The sequence below is a fragment of the Streptomyces sp. NPDC052079 genome, from assembly GCF_040680275.1.
Classification (GTDB): Bacteria; Actinomycetota; Actinomycetes; order Streptomycetales; family Streptomycetaceae; genus Streptomyces.
This window is the reverse complement of record NZ_JBFAWL010000006.1, coordinates 249,549-266,362: the sequence shown is the minus strand read 5'-3', so window position 1 is coordinate 266,362 and position 16,814 is coordinate 249,549. Positions and strand designations below refer to the sequence as shown.

Below are 16,814 nucleotides of genomic sequence, written 5' to 3'. Positions count from 1 at the left end.
CCTGAAGGCGCTGGACGGCCGCCGGCGGGCGGGCAGCCCGCTCAGCGACCGCTGCACCTCAGAGCACGTCCGGGGCAGGGTGGTTCGTTCCGGTTGCAACGACTTGTGCTGCTGGAGATCGCCGCGGCGGCCCTGCTCGTCGGGTGGGCGACAGGTCCGGTGGCGCTGGTGCCGGCCGCGGTCGTCGCCGTCGTGCTGCTGGCGCTCGCCCTCGTACGTCGCCGGGGGCGCTCCCTGCCCGAATGGCTGGCCACGGCACGGGCGTTGCGGGCGCGGCGGAAGCGGGCGGCGGCTCTCGAGGTGCCGCCGGGGACCGAGCCGGGGCTGGTTCCGGTGCTCGAGTGCGCCCCCGCCCTGCGGACCTACTCGCACGGTGTGCGGGACCGGCGTCCGGTGGGGATCGTCGGGGACGGCACCTTCGTCACCGCCGTCGTGCATGTGGAGGCCGACTTCACCGCACTGCGCGCGGAGCGGAGCCGGCAGCCGCTGCCGCTGGGTCTGGTGCGGGACGCCCTGGAGGTGGACGGGATCCGGCTGGAGTCGGCGCAGATCGTGCTGCACACCCAGCCCGCTCCCGCGCTGCATCTGCCCCGGCAGTCGGTGGCCGTCGCCAACTACGCGCCGCTGCAGGAGCAGATCGAGGCGCCGGCGGTGCGCATCACGTGGATCGCGCTGAAGCTCGACCCGGAGCTGCGCCCCGAGGCCGTGGCCGCACGGGGTGGCGGGCTGACCGGGGCGCAGAAGTGCGTCGCCCGCGCGGCCCGTCATCTCGCCAGCCGGCTGACGGGTGCGGGCTTCCGGGCGACCGTGCTGGACGAGGAGGAGCTGATCGCCGCCCTCGCCACGTCGGCGTGCGCCAATCCGCTGGTGACGGCGGAGGCGGGGCGGACCGAGGCGAGGGAGCGGCGGACCGAGGAGTCCGGCCGCAGCTGGCGCTGCGACAACCGCAGACACACGACGTACTGGATACGCCGGTGGCCTGGAGCCGGTGGCGGCAACGGCCCCTCGCTCCCCCAGTTCGTCGCGCGGGTCACCGCCGTCCCGGCGCTGGCCACCACCTTCAGTCTCACGCTGGCGCGCGGGGAGGGACAGGAGGTGTCCCTGTGCGGGCATCTGCGGGTGACCGGACGCAGTGACGATGAACTGGTGGCGGCGCGCCGTGCGCTGGAGGACTCCGCGCGGCAGGCCGGGGCGGAGCTGGCGCGCCTGGACCGGGAGCAACTCCCCGCCGTGCTGGCCACGCTGCCCCTGGGAGGTGCTCGGTGACGACGTCCATCACGGGAGCGGCCGACGGCGCGTCCGCGCACGGCTCCGCCGACGGGGACACGCCGTCCGGGAACCGGCGGACACCGGGCAGCCGGCTGCTCAGCGGCTTCGGCCTGATCGGGCCGCGGCACGGGCGGCATACGCTGCCGGTGGACCAGGTGGACGCGCTCGCGCTGCCGATCGGCGACGACGGCGTCATCGCCGGTGTGGACGCCGACGGCCGGCCCGCGGTGCTCGGCCTCAACCGGCCGACGCCGTACGACGTGGTCCTGATCGGCGGGCTCTGGACGGCGCAGGTGCTCGCGCTGCGGGCGGCCGCGACGGGAGCGCGGGTGGCGGTGGAGACGGGACGCCCGCAGGCCTGGCTGCAGATGGTCCACGCCATGGGGGGCGGGCAGAACGGACTGGCGGTGTACGACGTGGGACGCGTGCCCCCGCAGGGCGCGTCCTCGGGGACGCCCGTGCTGGTGGTGCGGGACTGCGGCATGCGGCCACCCCGGGGGCGGGTCGTCTCGGGGCCCTGGCAGTCGCTGCTGACGCTGCTGCCGTACTTGAGTCCCGTCGCTCCCGGGCTGCTCAGGCGGGCCCGGCTGGCGGGCATCCAGCGGGTCTCCCCGGACGAGGCGGCGGAACTGGGCCGCACCATGGGCCTGTCACGGGACGAGATGGACTCACTGCCCACCCTCGCCGACGGGGTGACGCTCTGGTGCGCCGACGGCGACCGGCAGTACGTGACGACCCTGCCCACCGACGCGGAGACCGGGCTGCTGGGCATGCCCCGAAGGATGGACTGAGCGGGAGGGAAGGCGACGCACGCTGTTTCCTCACGCCGGGTTCACTTCGCGGTCACATGACGGTCGTTCTTGCCCGGTTTGCGGGCGGATATCGCGCGACTGACGGTCCGTTGTCTTCCGTTGTACGGCCGGGAGGGCCGAGGGTGGTGGGCGGACGGGCCTGCCGATGTGGGGCGGGTGGTGATTAGGCTGGGTGTGGGCGTGACGTCGGAACCCATGAACCGGGCGGCGGCGTCCCGGGGGAGAGCGGGGGAAACCGGTGCAACCGGAGAGATCCCGCGCGACCTTGAGCGGCTTCGGACCACTGCGAAGCACTTAGGACGACAAACACGGTCGCCCCAGCGTGACATGAGGGTGCATGACCAACCAGGAGGAACTGTGAGCAGCGATCGGGACGGGACGCGCGGGGGCTGGGCGACACCCGGCGATGACCAGCCCGACGCGGAGTCCGCCATCGAGACGACGGGCGAGTTCACTATCGACTACGCGCCTCCGGCCTGGTACACGCAGAACGCCTCGGGGAGTTCGGACTCGGGCACGTCGTCCTCTTCCTCCGGTCCTTCCGCTTCGTCGTCTTCCGGAGTCACGCCTCCGTCGCCCTCCTCGCCTCCCGCGGCTCCTTCCGCCGGGGGGCCGGTCCCGCCGCTGCCCGGGCTGACGCCGCCGCCGCACGCGGTGGGGGCCTCGGGTGCGTCGCCTGCTCCGTTCATGCCGCCGACGCCGCCTTCCGGGCCACCGGTGGCCGTGCCCCGGCTTCCGGTGGGCAGCGGGTTCGAGCCGCAGCGCCCGGAGGTGGAGGCGGACGAGGAGCGCTCGGACGCCGGCGCGGCTTCGGCCGCGGACGTGCCGAACGGTCCGGTCGGGGGCTTTTCGTCGCCGTGGTCCGCGCCCGAGTCGTCGGAACCGGCCGACAACGGTGATCTGGAGAGCGGGGCCACGATGCGGTTCTCCGCCGTCGCGTTGAAGCGGGAGATCGCGGAGCGCGAGGCGGAGTCGGAGGCGGCCGGGGCCGACGTCACAGCTGATGGCGAAGCATCCGCTGACACCGAGGGTGCGGCCGACCTCGAGGCGCGGGCAGCGGCAGAGTCCGCCGAGGACGAGGCTGCTGCCGAGGCCGGCGAGACCGCTGCCGATCCCTCCGCAGATGGCACGGAACCGTCGGACGCGGCCGACGCCGAGGACGCGTCGGGCCTGTCCGGCGAGGGCGAACCGGACCGAGTTTCCGGCTCCGACGACACCGCCATCGGAGAGGACGACCCGGCCGCGGACGAGGACCCCGAGGAGGCCGGGCCCCCGGCGGCCGACGCGGAGGCCGACGCCGCGTCGGCGGAGCCCGAGGCCGAGCCCGAGGACGCGGTGCCCGCCGAGGACGTCACGGCGGTGGCCGAGCCCGAGGACGCCAAGCCGGTGAACGACGCCGTGCCCGCCGACGAACCTCCCGCCGAGCCGGAGGACGACACACCCCGCGACGCAGTCCCTGCCCCGCCCGCCTGGACTCCCCCGGCACCGCAGGCACCCCCGGCTCCGGCGGCGTACCCCGCAGCCCCGGCGCCCGCGAGCGAGTGGCCGGCACACCCGCCGCAGGCGCCCGCGCAGCAGCCGGCGGCGGCCCAGGACCATCAGGCGCCCGCCCCTGCCCAGCAGCCACAGTTCCAGCCGCAGGCGCCCCAGCCCGCGCCCGCCGCCTGGAACCCGCCGCCCGTGCCCGGCCCGCACGCCGGATACGGCTTCCCGCAGCCGGGCGCGCCGGCCCCTGCCGCCCAGCAGCAGCCTGCACCGTCCGCCCCGCCGGCGGGATACGGCTTCCCGCCGGCCGGTCCCGCCGACCAGCAGACCCCTGCACCACAGCAGCAGCCGCAGCAGCCCGGGACTCCGCCCGTGCCCGGCCCGCACGCCGGATACGGCTTCCCGCAGCCGGGCGCGCCGGCCCCTGCCGCCCAGCAGCAGCCTGCACCGTCCGCTCCGCCGGCGGGGTACGGCTTCCCGCCGGCCGGTCCGGCCGACCAGCAGACCCCTGCACCGCAGCAGCAGCCGCAGCAGCCCGGGACTCCGCCCGTGCCCGGCCCGCAGGCCGGCTACGGCTTCCCGCAGCAACCCCCTCGGCCCCACCAGCCGCCCGCGCCCGGCCCGCAGGGCGGTCACGGTCTCCCGCAGCCCGGCCCGGCCACCACGGCCCAGCCGCCCGCCGAGACACCGGCCGCCCCGCCCGCCGCATACGGCTTCCCGGCCTCCCCGACTCCCCCCGCCCAGCAACCACAGCACCCTGGTGTGCCGCCGCAGGCGCAGCCCCCGCACGCCGGGCCGGTGCCTCAGCAGCCCGTCGATCCGCGCGCCGGGGCCGCCTGGCCGCAGCCCGTTCAGCACGACCAGCGGCAGCCGACCAACCCCGGTGCCGCCCCCCTCGGTTACACCGCGGCCGTGGAACTGTCGTCCGACCGGCTACTCAACAGCAAGAAGCAGAAGGCGAAGAGCAGCCGCCCCGCGTCCGGCGGTTCGCGTTTCAAGCTGGGCGGCAAGAAGGAGGAGGCCGAGCGCCAGCGGAAGCTGGAGCTGATCCGTACGCCGGTGCTGTCCTGCTACCGCATCGCCGTCATCAGCCTCAAGGGCGGTGTCGGCAAGACGACCACCACCACCGCCCTCGGCTCCACCCTCGCCACCGAACGGCAGGACAAGATCCTCGCGATCGACGCCAACCCGGATGCCGGTACGCTCGGCCGCCGTGTGCGGCGCGAGACCGGGGCCACCATCCGTGACCTGGTCCAGGCGATCCCGTACCTCAACTCCTACATGGACATTCGGCGGTTCACCTCGCAGGCGTCGTCCGGTCTGGAGATCATCGCGAACGACGTGGACCCGGCCGTGTCCACCACGTTCAACGACGAGGACTACCGGCGCGCGATCGACGTACTCGGCAAGCAGTACCCGATCATCCTGACGGACTCGGGTACGGGCCTGCTCTACAGCGCCATGCGCGGTGTGCTGGACCTCGCCGACCAGCTGATCATCATCTCCACGCCGTCCGTGGACGGTGCGAGCAGTGCCAGTACGACGCTGGACTGGCTGTCCGCGCACGGGTACGCGGACCTGGTCTCGCGCTCCCTCACCGTCATCTCGGGAGTGCGCGAGACCGGCAAGATGATCAAGGTCGACGACATCGTGGCGCACTTCCGGACCCGGTGCCGGGGCGTGCTCGTCGTACCGTTCGACGAGCATCTGGCCGCCGGTGCGGAGGTCGACCTCGACATGATGCGGCCCAAGGTGCGGGAGGCGTACTTCAACCTCGCGGCGCTGGTCGCGGAGGACTTCGTCCGGCACCAGCAGTCGCACGGTCTGTGGACGTCCGACGGCAACCCGCCGCCGGTCGCCGCGCCGCCGCTGCCCGGGCAGCACGTCCCCGGTCAGCCGCCAATCCCCGGTCAGCCAGGGCCGTATCCCCAGCAGCCCCAGCCCCAGCCCGGACAGCCGTACGGCCAGCCGGGCCAGCCGCCCATGCAGCCCGGGCAGACGGCTTACCCGCAGCCCCCCAGCGGGCCCTACCCTCCCCAGCCCGGTCACCCCGGCCAGTAAGGTCCCCACCCCGTCCGCCGGAGCGGCCCCTTCCGAGGGGCCGCTTCCGCATGTGGGCGCACCCGCCGTCAGGCCCTGGCCAGGAGGGCGTCAGTGGTGTCGACCAATGGGCGGGAAACCCCGCATCAAACCCCACATCAATTCGATGTTTGCGCAGGCCACATGGGGTGCATGCGCCGTTGACGCTCGCTGTGGTCGCTGATAGACACACTCATCACTCATCTGATCAACCCCTCCTTCCCGTGCGAGCGATGACACGAGGTCAGCGACCATGGAAACGAACGATCAGCACGGCGGCCGCATCCGGGGCCGCGCCCGGCTCGTCCTGGCGGCCGGCGCGGCCGCGCTCACCCTCTGCGCGGGACTCGCCACGCCCCTCAACCCGGCGCCGCAGGAGGCCCGGGCGGCCGACGACGACAGCAAGGTGCTGACCGTCGCCGTGGCGCAGAGCGTCGACTCGCTCAGCCCGTTCCTGGCGGTGCGGCTACTCAGTACGAGCATCCACCGGCTCACCTACGAGTATCTGACGAACTACGACCCCAAGGACAACCATGTCGTCCCGGGCCTCGCCACCGCGTGGAAGTCGTCGCCGGACAAGCTGACCTGGCCGTACACCATCCGTTCCGACTCCCAGTGGTCGGACGGTGAGCAGGCCACCGCCGAAGACGCGGCCTGGACGTTCAACACGATGATGTCCGACCCGGGCGCCGCCACCGCGAACGGCAGCTTCGTCGCCAACTTCGAGAAGGTGACCGCGCCGAGCCCCACCGAGCTGGTCATCGAGCTGAAGAAGCCGCAGGCCACGATGACGGCACTGGACGTGCCGATCGTGCCGCGTCATGTGTGGGAGAAGGTCGACGACTACGCGAAGTTCAACAACGACAAGGACTTCCCGATCGTCGGCAACGGGCCGTTCGTCCTCACCGACTACAAGGCGGACAGCCATGTGCGACTGAAGGCGAACAAGGACTTCTGGCGCGGCGCGCCGAAGTTCGACGAGCTCGTCTTCCGCTACTACAAGGACCAGGACGCGGCGGTGTCGGCGCTGCGCAAGGGCGAGGTGTCGTTCGTGGCCGGGTCGCCGTCCCTGACGCCCGCTCAGGCGGAGTCGCTGAAGGGCGCCGAGAACATCCGCGTCAACGACGCCCCGGGCCGCCGCTTCTACGCTCTGGCCACCAACCCGGGGGCGAAGGCGAAGAACGGCGAGAAGATGGGTGACGGGCACCCCTCGCTGCTCGACCAGCGGGTGCGCAACGCGCTGTTCATGGCGGTGGACCGGAAGACCATCATCGACAAGGTGTTCCAGGGGCACGCCGTGGAGGGGGCGGGCTATATCCCGCCGCGTTACTCGCAGTACTTCTGGGAGCCGTCCGCCGACCAGGAGCTGGCGTACGACCCGGCGGAGGCGGCCCGGCTGCTCGACGAGGCCGGTTACCCGAAGAACGGGGACGGCAAGCGGGTCGGCAAGGACGGCAAGGCGATCGACTACCGCGTGCTGTGCCATGCCACCGACCCGAACGACAAGGCGATCGGCCAGTATCTGGAGGAGTGGTGGGGCGACCTCGGTATCGGGGTCACGCTCAACTGCCTGGACAACGTGACCGATCCCTGGCTCGCCGGCGAGTACGACCTCGCCTTCGACGGCTGGTCGGTCAACCCGGACCCCGACTTCGTCCTGTCCATCCACACCTGCGCCGCGCTCCCGGCGACACCGGAGGAGACCGGCGCGACCGACAACTTCATCTGCGACAAGAAGTACGACCAGCTCTACGCCCGGCAGCTCGCCGAGTACGACGCCGAGAAGCGGGCGGACCTCGTCAAGCAGATGGAGTCGCGGCTGTACGACCTCGGGTACATGAACGTCATGGCGTACCCGAACGCGGTCGAGGCGTACCGCACGGACCACATCGAGTCGATCACCACCATGCCCGCGAAGGCGGGCAACATCTACGGACAGGACGGCTACTGGAGCTGGTGGTCGGCGGTGCCGGCGGACTCCGGTGATACGGGCGGCGGTTCGTCGTCGACGGGTGTGGTCGTCGGGATCGTCGCCGGTGCCGTCGTCCTCGCGGGGCTGGGGGCGTTCGTCGCGATGCGGCGACGGGCCACGGCCGAGGACCGCGAGTAGGCGGCGGACGGGGACCCATGACCTCCGACGCGACACCGGCATCCGCCGGCGGGACCACGGGGGCCGCCGCCGGCCCGGTGAAGGACGGGCCGGCGGCCGGCCGCGCGCCCCGCGGTCGCCGTACGGCCACCGCCTATCCGCGGTATGTGGCGGGCAAGGTGGCGGGCGCGGCCGTGTCCCTGCTCGCCGTCCTCGTCACCAGCTTCTTCCTGTTCCGGCTGATCCCCGGCGACCCGGTGAAGTTCATGACGGGGGGCCGTCAGGTGTCGGCCGAGCAACTCGCGGTGTACCGGGAACAGTTCGGGCTGGATCTGCCGCTGTGGCAGCAGTTCACCGACTACTGCGGCAAGGCGCTCACCGGTGATCTGGGGACGTCGTACCAGTTCAACGCGCCCGTGGTCGACAAGATCATGGAGGCGTTGCCGAACACGCTGCTGCTCACCGGCACCGCCTTCGCGCTGTACACGGTGCTCGGCATCGTCCTCGGCACCCGGTCGGCATGGCGGAACGGGCGGTTCGGGGACCGGTTCCACACGGGGCTGGCGCTCACGCTGTACTCCCTGCCGTCCTTCTGGCTGGGGCTGCTGCTCATCGTCACCCTGTCGGTCGGTATCGGCCCGCTGCCGGGGCTGTTCCCGACCGGCGGCATGGAGTCGGGCGGCGGTGAGGAAGGCTTCGCGTACGCCGTGGACGTGGCGCATCACCTCGTGCTGCCGGTGGCGACGCTGGTGGCCGTGGAGTACGGGCAGACGCTGCTGGTGACGCGGTCGGCGCTGCTGGACGAGATGGGCAGCGACTATCTGACGACGGCGCGGGCCAAGGGGCTGCGCGACGACCTCGTACGACGCCGGCACGCCGTTCCCAACGCGCTGCTGCCGACCGTGACGCTGATCTTCATCAACCTCGGACGGACGGCGGCGGGAGTCATCCTGGTGGAGACGGTCTTCTCCTGGCCGGGGCTGGGCGGGCTGTTCTACCAGGGGCTGAGCGTGCCCGATCTGCCGCTGGTGCAGGGGCTGTTCCTGGTGTTCGCCGCCGCGGTGATCGTGATGAACACGCTCGCCGATCTGATCTATCCGCTGTTCGATCCCCGGGTGGGCCGATGACGACCGAGAAGATCACGACCGCGCGTCCTCGCGGCCTGGCGTGGCAGCGGCGCCGGGCCTCGGCCGCGCGTTTCTGGCGTCAGTACCGCGCGCACCGGGCCGGTGTCCTCGGTCTGGCGACGCTGGTGCTGTTCGTGCTGCTCGCCGTGGCCGCTCCGCTGCTCGTCGGCTCGGACGTGGACGACGTGACGGGCGCCCCGGGCAGTCCCCTGGAGCGGCCGAGCGCCGACCTTCCTTTCGGCGCCGACCGGTTCGGGCGCGATCTGCTCGGCCTGGTGATCTGGGGTGCCCGGGTGTCGCTGCTGGTGGGGCTGTTCGCGGCCGTGCTGTCGGTGGCGATCGGCATGCTGATCGGGGTGACGGCCGGTCACTTCCGCGGGTGGTACGCGACGGTGATGATGCGGATCACCGACTGGTTCCTGGTGATGCCGACGCTGGTGCTCGCTATCGCGCTGGCCACGGTGATGTCCCGCTCGCTGCTCACCATCGTCGTGGCGATCGGGGTGACGACGTGGCCGACGACGGCCCGGCTGGTGCGGGCGCAGACGCTGGCGGTGGAGACCCGCCCGTACATCGAGCGGGCGCGGGCGCTCGGCGGCGGGCACTGGCACATCATGTCCCGGCATGTGCTGCCCAATGTGATGCCGCTGGTGCTGGCGCAGACGACGCTGATCATCTCCTCGGCGATCCTGGCGGAGGCGACGCTGGCCTTCCTGGGGCTCGGTGACCCGACGGTGGTGTCGTGGGGCGGGCTGCTGCAGGACGCCCGGGAGGCGGGTGCGGTCAGTGCCGGGCACTGGTGGTACCTGGTGCCCCCGGGCATCGCCATCGCCCTGGTGGCGCTGGCGTTCACGCTGTGCGGGCGGGCCGTGGAGTCCGTTCTCAACCCCAGGCTGGGGGTGGCGCGTTGAGTCTGCTGGACGTCAGGGGGCTGACGGTCACGTACGCGGGCGGGGCGGACGCCGTGCGCGGGGTGGATCTACGGCTGGACGCGGGGCGGAAACTGGGCATCGCGGGCGAGTCGGGCTGTGGCAAGTCCACGCTGGCGCTGGCCCTGCTGCGGCTGTTGCCCGCGGGGACCCGGGTGGGCGGCGAGGTCCTGCTGGACGGCGAGGACGTGCTGTCCATGAAGTGGGGCCGGGTACGGGCGGTCCGCTGGGCCGGGGCCTCCATCGTGTTCCAGGGGGCGATGCACTCCCTCAACCCCGTGCGGCGCGTCGGTGACCAGATCGCCGAGCCGGTGCTGCTGCACCGGAAGGCCACCCCGGCGGGGGCGCGGAGGAAGACCGGGGAGCTGCTGGAGCACGTCGGTCTTCCGGCCGCGCGTGCGGCGGCGTACCCGCACGAGCTGTCCGGCGGTCAGCGGCAGCGCGTCATGATCGCCATGGCGCTGGCCTGCGATCCGCGGCTCATCATCGCCGACGAGCCGACGACCGCCCTGGATGTGATGATCCAGGCGCAGATCCTGCGGCTGATCGAACAGCTGGTGGCTGACCAGGACGTCGGCCTGATCATGATCAGCCACGATCTGGCGGTGCTCGCCGGCACCTGTGACCGGCTCGCGGTGATGTACGCGGGGCGGGTGGTCGAGGAGGGCCCGGCGGGACGGGTGTACGAGGCCGCCCGTCATCCGTACGCCCGGGCGCTGTCGGCGGCGTTCCCCCGCATCGGCGACCCGGCTTCCCGCTTCGCGCCGCGCGGTCTGCCGGGTGATCCGCCGGACCCGACGGCGCTGCCGGCGGGCTGCACGTTCCATCCACGGTGCCCGGTCGCGCTGAATTCCTGCGCGACGGAGGACCAGCCGCTACGCGACGCGAGCCCGGAACACCGGGCGGCGTGCGTACGGGTGGCCACGGAGCCCACGGCGGGCGGCCTTCCGGACTCCCGGCCCGGGCAGCCTGGGCCGCCGCCGGACGCGGTAGTCGGGCAACCGGAGGCCCCGCCGGACGCAGTGGGCCGACTACCGGAGGCCCCGCCGGACGCGGTGGGCGGGCAGCTTGGGCCGCCGGACCCGGTGGACGGGCAGCCAGAGGCCCGCCCGGACGCGGGAGGCGGGCAGCCTGGGCCGCCCGACCCGGTGGACGGGCAGCCAGACGCCCCGCCCGACGCAGTGGGCCGACAACCGGGGCCGCCGGACCCGGTGGTCAGGCAGCCAGAGGCCCCGCCGGACGCGGTGGGCGGGCAGCCAGGCGCCCTGCCGGACGCGGTGGACCGGCAGCCAGAGGCCCCGCCGGACGCGGTGGGCGGGCAGCCAGGCGCCCTGCCGGACGCAGTGGGCCGACTGCCGGGGCCGCCGCGCCCGGTGGACGGGCAGCCAGACGCCCCGCCGGACGCAGTGGGCCGACAGCCGGGGCCGCCGGACCCGGTGGACGGGCAGCCAGACGCCCCGCCGGACGCAGTGGACCGACTGCCTGCGGCCCCGCCGGACGCGGCAGGCGGGCAGCCTGGGCCGCCGGACGCAGTGGACGGGCAGCCAGACACCCAGCCGAACGCAGTGGGCCGACTGCCGGAGGCCCCGCCGGACCCGGTGGACGGGCAGCCAGACGTCCTGCTGGCCGCAGTTGGCCGACTGCCGGAGGCCCCGCCGGACGCGGTGGTCCGGCAACCGGGGCCGCCGCCGGGCCCGGTGGGCCGACAACCGGAGCCGCCGCCGGACGCCGTAGGCAGGCAGCCGGGGCTGCCGCCGGGCGCGGCGGTGGGTGGGTCGGGTGCGTTGGGGGAAGCGAGGGGGAGCGGCTCATGAGTACGTCTGCGCTTCTGACCGTGCAGGGGGTCCACGTCACCTTCCCGGGGCGGCACGGTGCGACGGAGGCCCGTGCCGTCGACGGTGTCGACCTGGACATCGGGGCGGGCGAGATCGTCGCCCTGGTCGGTGAGTCGGGCTGCGGCAAGACGACGCTGGCCCGCGCCCTGCTGGGCCTGGTCGAGCCGACCGCGGGCCGGGTGGAGTTCGACGGGCGGCCCCTGGCGTACTCGGGGCGCTCGCTGAAGGCGCACCGCAGACGTGTGCAACTGGTGCTGCAGGACCCGAGCGGCTCGCTCAACCCGCGGCACACGGTGTACGACGCGGTGGCCGAGGGGCTGCGGATCCACGGGTACGGCGGTGACGAGCGGGCCGCTGTCGCGGGAGCGCTGGCCCGTGCCGGGCTGCGGCCGCCGGAGCGCTTCTTCCTGCGGTATCCGCACGAGCTGTCCGGTGGCCAGCGGCAGCGGGTGGTGATCGCGGGCGCGCTGGTGCTGGAGCCCGAGCTCCTCGTCGCCGACGAACCGGTCGCCTCGCTGGACGCGTCCGTGCGCGGGGAGATCCTGGCCCTGCTCCTGCGGCTGCGCGCCGAACTGGGCCTGTCCGCGCTGGTGGTGACGCACGACCTCGGGCTGGCGTGGAACATCGCCGACCGGGTGGCGGTGATGTATCTCGGCAGGATCGTGGAGACCGGGGCGGTGGAGCAGGTCCTGACGGCGCCCCGGCACCCGTACACCCGGTCCCTGCTGTCGGTCCTGCCCGAGGCGCCGGGCGAACCGGTGATCCTCACCGGCGAGACGCCGGACCCGTCCCGCATCCCCTCCGGCTGCCGTTTCCACGCCCGCTGTCCGGTCCTTGCGAGCGGCGAGGCGGAGCGGGCGGGGGTGGCTCAGGCGTGTCGGGGCAGGGACCCCGGGATCCTCGGGGGGAGCGGCGCGGCCCAGGTGGCGTGCCACTGGGCGCATGCCGTGACGGCAGGGCGGGCGGGGACGCCGGGCTGATCAGGCCTTCTCGGCCGCCGCCACCAGCTCCCTGCACCGCTCGACGTCCGCTGCCATCTGCTCCAGCAGCGCGTCCAGGGTGTCGTACTTCGCCTGGCCGCGCACGAAGGCCAGGAAGTCGACGGCGACATGGAGGCCGTACAGCTCGAGCCCGACGCGGTCGATGGCGTACGCCTCGACCGTGCGCTCGGTGCCGTCGAACTGCGGGTTGGTGCCGACGGAGATCGCGGCCGGCATGGCCTCGCCCTGGGCGTGCAGCCAGCCGGCGTAGACGCCGTCGGCGGGGATCGCGGTGTGCGGGAGGGTCTCGACGTTGGCCGTGGGGAAGCCCAGGTCGCGGCCGCGCTGGGCGCCCCGGACGACGACGCCCTCCACCCGGTGCGGCCGGCCGAGGATCTCGGCGGCGCCCTCCACGTCGCCCTCGGCGACGAGGCGGCGGGTGAGCGTCGAGGAGAACGGCTCGCCGCCGCCCGCCTCACCGGTCACGTACAGGTCGACGACCTCGACGTCGAAGTCGTAGATCCGGCCCTGCTCGGCGAGGAACTCCACGGTGCCCGCGGCCTTGTGGCCGAAGCGGAAGTTGGGGCCCTCGACGACCGCCTTGGCGTGCAGCTTGTCGACCAAGACCTTCACCACGAAGTCCGCGGCGGACAGCTTCGAGAACTCGGTGGTGAAGGGCAGGATCAGGACGGCATCCACGCCCAGGTCGGCCATGAGTTCGGCGCGCCGGTGGTGCGGGGCGAGCAGCGGGGGGTGGCTGCCGGGGCGGACGACCTCGCTGGGGTGCGGGTCGAAGGTGACGACCACCGCCGGGACGCCCAGGGCGCGGGCGCGGTCCACGGCATGCCGGATGATCAGCTGGTGCCCGCGGTGCACTCCGTCGTAGGAGCCGATGGTGACGACGCTGCGCCCCCAGTCCTGGGGGATGTCCTCCAAGCCACGCCAGCGCTGCACTGTGCCTGCTCCTTGTCGAAACCTTGCCGGACGGACCCGGGTCCGCGGACTTCTCTGCGCAGCTCCAAGGGTGCCATGCCCCATGCCGGGTGCCCGCATCGGCCTGGTCGCTCTGCGACGGGGGCACGCCCCGGCCGGGGTCAGACGGGTACGCCGAGGCCCGCGTGGTCCTCGATCGTCCGGCGGGTGCCGGCTCCCACCAGCGCGGCCCATTCGCGCGGGGCCTCGGCCGGCCAGCCGGCGACGGCGGCGGCGGCGAAGCCCGGGACGTGGCGGCTCCCGCCGGGGTGCGGACCAGGTGCAGCCCGGTGCGGCGGACGAGCACCCGCAGCTCGGGGCCGCGGTTGCGGGCGGCGGAGCGCAGGACCGCATCCAGGACGGCGGGGTCGCACTCGCGGGCGAGCAGGCAGTCCAGCAGTTCGCGGCGCAGCGAGCGGGAGACGGACGTCCCGGGGGCGGCACGGCGGCCCCGCCCCGCTCGAACGCGGCGAACTCCGCGAGCACGGCGAGCCGTTCGACGGGTCGCGCCGACGTCGCCACCCCGGCCCGCCCCACCCACGCCGCCATGACCACGAACCCCTCCGGGGCACCCGCGCACCCCGCCGAGCGTCCCCCGCAGCCCGCAGCGCCGACGGCGACCCGGGGCAGGGAGGGCGCATGCGCCCACGAAGGGAACATGGGCCCCGCCGTGGCACCGCCGCCCGGGCGCAGCGCGTCCCGGCCGACGGTGCCGACCGCCAGTTCCAATCGCGTGGCCGATGCGGTGCGCGCGGTCGGTGGCCGTGTAGGTCACGGGAGCCGTCCCCAGCACCCGCGCCTCGCGCCCCCGGCGGGGATCCGCACATGGGTGCCTCGTTCGACGCCCTCCCGCGCGGAGACAGGCAGGGGCGCCACGCCCAGCCCCTCGCTGCGCACAAGGGCCAGGTGAGCTCCGGCAGCAGGGTCACGGCGGCGGCGGTCACCACACAGTGGCGGTGGCCGACCGCGTACACCAGCCGGGGCAGCCCGTCGACGGCCTCGTGACTCGTGACTCGTGATGACAGTGCCGTAGGTGGTCGGCGACGAAGCCCGCACCACGCGGGCGGCCCGCGAGATCGTGCAGGCGGACCAGGCCGTCATCCACGGGGAGATGGGGACGGGGGTGGGGTCCGGGCGCCCTGACGGCTCCGCGCGCCCCGGGGCCTCCCCGCAGCGGGCGCCGAGTGGCGCCCAGGGAAGCCCCGCTCGGGGCGTGGCCCGTTGTGTGGCGGCATTCTTGAGCCTCCCGCCGTACATCCGTGCCTTCGCAGGGGCGGGATGATCAGCGGGACAGCTCGGGCGGTGAACGCGCCCCCTTCCGCTCCCCCGGTTCACTCCGAGCGCCCGCACTTACGGGTGAACAGGCAGGCGTGGGTGGATACACCCTAGGGGTGGGGGAACCGAGGGGGACCGTGGAGCGGCGGCATGTCCATCCCCGTGACGCCGCTCCACGGGCGGACCGGTCCGTCCGTCAGCCGAAGACGGCGAGGCTCTTGGCCTTGCCCCGGTGTTCCTCGACGAGCGCCAGGAACCGGCTCCCGGGGCCGAACACGGCCACGGCGCCCGAGCCCGCGTACTCCTCGGGCATGTCCAGCCGTACGCCGTTGGTGATTAGCCTGGCCCGCCGTTCGTCGACGTCCCAGCGGGGGAACGCGGCGGCGGCCGCCTCGGCGATGGGCATCACGGTCAGCTCCTGCTGAAGCTGGTCCAGGGTCCTCGCGGAGTCCAGCTTGTACGGGCCGACGCGGGTGCGGCGCAGCGCGGTGAGGTGGCCGCCCACGCCCAGGGCGGCGCCCAGGTCGCGGGCGAGGGCGCGGATGTAGGTGCCGGAGGAGCAGACGACCGACACCACCAGGTCGAGCACGGGGGTGCCGTCCTCGGCGACGGCCTCGCGTACGTCGTACACGGAGAAGGACGAGACGGTGACCGGCCGGGCGGGGAGGTCGAACTCCTCGCCCTCCCGTACGCGCTTGTAGGAGCGCACCCCGTCGATCTTGATGGCGCTGACCCTGGACGGCACCTGCATGATGTCGCCGGTCAGCTCGGCGATCGCGGCGTCGACGGCCTCGCGGGAGATCCCGGAGGCGTCGGCGGAGGAGGTGATCTCCCCCTCGGCGTCGTCGGTGAGCGTGTTCTGCCCGAGCCGGACGGTGCCGAGATATTCCTTCTCGGTCAGCGCGAGGTGGCCGAGGAGCTTGGTCGCCTTCTCGACGCCGAGGACGAGGACGCCCGTCGCCATCGGGTCGAGGGTGCCGGCGTGGCCGACGCGCCGGGTGCGCGCGATGCCGCGCATCTTGGCGACCACGTCGTGCGAAGTGAAGCCCGACGGCTTGTCGACGATGACAAGGCCGTCGGGCGTGGTGGGCTTGTGCGTCATTCGGCGGTGTCGTCCGTCTCGTCGTCTTCCGGCTTGCGGTACGGGTCGGCGTCACCGGCGTACGTGGCGCCCGCGGACGCCTCGCGCACCTTCGCGTCGGACTGGCGCGCCTTGTCGAGGAGGTCCTCGATGGTGCGCGCGGTGTCCGGCAGGGCGTCCATGACGAAGGTCAGGGTCGGGGTGAACTTCACCCCCGCCGCCCGGCCGACCTCGGAGCGCAGGATGCCCTTGGCGCTCTCCAGTCCCGCCGCGGCGGCCTTCCGTTCCTCGTCGTCCCCGTACACGGTGTAGAAGACGGTCGCCTCCCTGAGGTCACCCGTGACCCGGGTGTCCGTGATGGTGACGTGCGAGCCGAGCCGCGGGTCCTTGATCCCGCGCTGCAGCTTCTGGGCCACCACCTCTCGGATGAGGTCCGCCAGCCTTTTCGCCCGCGCGTTGTCGGCCACTGGTCCGTCTCCCGTTCTTCCTTGCTGTCTGCGTTCTACTGCGGCTGTGGTCGTCAGTCGTCTTCACCGTGGAAGCGCCGCCTGACGGACAGCAGTTCCACTTCGGGGCGCCCGGCGACCAGCCGCTCGCACCGGTCCAGTACGTCACTGAGGTGCCCCGCGTCGCCGGACACCATGGCCAGGCCGATGACGGACCTGCGATGGAGGTCCATGTGTTCCACCTCGGCCGCGCTCACGGCGTACTTGCGCTGGAGATCGGCGACGATCGGGCGGACGATGGAGCGCTTCTCCTTCAGCGACCGTACGTCGCCGAGGAGCAGGTCGAAGGACAGCGTCCCCACATACATGTATGTAACCGGTTCACCCGCCGGTCCGGGATCGATGGCCCCGCCATCGGAACGGGCAGGGACATCA

At 73.3% G+C, this 16,814-nt stretch carries 11 protein-coding genes and 3 pseudogenes; 8 read left to right on the top strand and 6 right to left on the bottom strand.

Translation table 11 applies throughout. The features are described 5' to 3' along the window. The first annotated feature begins 51 nt into the window (after positions 1 to 51). The 8 genes and pseudogenes from eccE (at position 52) to AB0L56_RS13560 (ending at position 12,605) form a co-directional block, all read left to right on the top strand. Entirely contained in the window at positions 52 to 1,266 is a 1,215-nt protein-coding gene (gene eccE, locus AB0L56_RS13595) for a type VII secretion protein EccE (RefSeq protein WP_365422638.1), read from the top strand. Between the two features lie 95 nt (positions 1,267 to 1,361). Beyond that, positions 1,362 to 2,060 (top strand): hypothetical protein, encoded by a 699-nt coding sequence (locus AB0L56_RS13590; RefSeq protein WP_365422635.1) that lies wholly within the window; start codon positions 1,362 to 1,364, stop codon positions 2,058 to 2,060. Between the two features lie 348 nt (positions 2,061 to 2,408). Next, positions 2,409 to 5,627, top strand: a complete 3,219-nt coding sequence (locus tag AB0L56_RS13585) for an SCO5717 family growth-regulating ATPase (RefSeq protein WP_365422552.1) — start codon at positions 2,409 to 2,411, stop codon at positions 5,625 to 5,627. Positions 5,628 to 5,898: 271 nt separating this feature from the next. Continuing rightward, positions 5,899 to 7,755 (top strand): ABC transporter substrate-binding protein, encoded by a 1,857-nt coding sequence (locus AB0L56_RS13580; protein ID WP_365422549.1) that lies wholly within the window; start codon positions 5,899 to 5,901, stop codon positions 7,753 to 7,755. A 17-nt stretch (positions 7,756 to 7,772) separates the two neighbouring features. Continuing rightward, positions 7,773 to 8,861 (top strand): ABC transporter permease, encoded by a 1,089-nt coding sequence (locus AB0L56_RS13575; protein ID WP_365422546.1) that lies wholly within the window; start codon positions 7,773 to 7,775, stop codon positions 8,859 to 8,861. Continuing rightward, positions 8,858 to 9,772, top strand: coding sequence for an ABC transporter permease (locus AB0L56_RS13570; RefSeq protein ID WP_365422543.1), 915 nt, complete (start codon positions 8,858 to 8,860; stop codon positions 9,770 to 9,772). The genes AB0L56_RS13575 and AB0L56_RS13570 overlap by 4 nt, the downstream gene beginning before the upstream one ends. Beyond that, a pseudogene (locus tag AB0L56_RS13565) lies at positions 9,769 to 10,710 on the top strand (ABC transporter ATP-binding protein); the annotation flags it as partial. The gene AB0L56_RS13570 and the pseudogene AB0L56_RS13565, both read left to right, overlap by 4 nt. 890 nt (positions 10,711 to 11,600) lie before the next feature. Then, the gene (locus tag AB0L56_RS13560) at positions 11,601 to 12,605 is read left to right on the top strand and encodes an ABC transporter ATP-binding protein (protein ID WP_365422541.1); all 1,005 of its coding nucleotides are present in this window, start codon (positions 11,601 to 11,603) and stop codon (positions 12,603 to 12,605) included. Here AB0L56_RS13560 and AB0L56_RS13555 read toward each other — a convergent pair whose 3' ends face one another. The 6 genes and pseudogenes from AB0L56_RS13555 to AB0L56_RS13530 all read right to left on the bottom strand — a co-directional run bounded on the left by AB0L56_RS13555 (position 12,606) and on the right by AB0L56_RS13530 (position 16,747). Continuing rightward, on the bottom strand, positions 12,606 to 13,559 hold the full coding sequence (locus tag AB0L56_RS13555; protein ID WP_365422538.1) for a bifunctional riboflavin kinase/FAD synthetase: 954 nt from the start codon (positions 13,557 to 13,559) through the stop codon (positions 12,606 to 12,608). It lies immediately after the preceding gene. A gap of 140 nt (positions 13,560 to 13,699) precedes the next feature. Then, positions 13,700 to 14,019, bottom strand: a pseudogene (locus AB0L56_RS13550) (hypothetical protein); the annotation flags it as partial. Positions 14,020 to 14,234: 215 nt separating this feature from the next. After that, a pseudogene (locus AB0L56_RS13545) lies at positions 14,235 to 14,682 on the bottom strand (serine protease); the annotation flags it as partial. 366 nt (positions 14,683 to 15,048) lie between these two features. Next, positions 15,049 to 15,954 (bottom strand): tRNA pseudouridine(55) synthase TruB, encoded by a 906-nt coding sequence (truB, locus tag AB0L56_RS13540; RefSeq protein WP_365422535.1) that lies wholly within the window; start codon positions 15,952 to 15,954, stop codon positions 15,049 to 15,051. Beyond that, positions 15,951 to 16,400, bottom strand: coding sequence for a 30S ribosome-binding factor RbfA (rbfA, locus tag AB0L56_RS13535; RefSeq protein ID WP_361024396.1), 450 nt, complete (start codon positions 16,398 to 16,400; stop codon positions 15,951 to 15,953). The genes truB and rbfA overlap by 4 nt, the downstream gene beginning before the upstream one ends. 53 nt (positions 16,401 to 16,453) lie before the next feature. Continuing rightward, positions 16,454 to 16,747, bottom strand: coding sequence for a DUF503 domain-containing protein (locus AB0L56_RS13530; protein ID WP_361024399.1), 294 nt, complete (start codon positions 16,745 to 16,747; stop codon positions 16,454 to 16,456). Between the last annotated feature and the right edge of the window lie 67 nt (positions 16,748 to 16,814).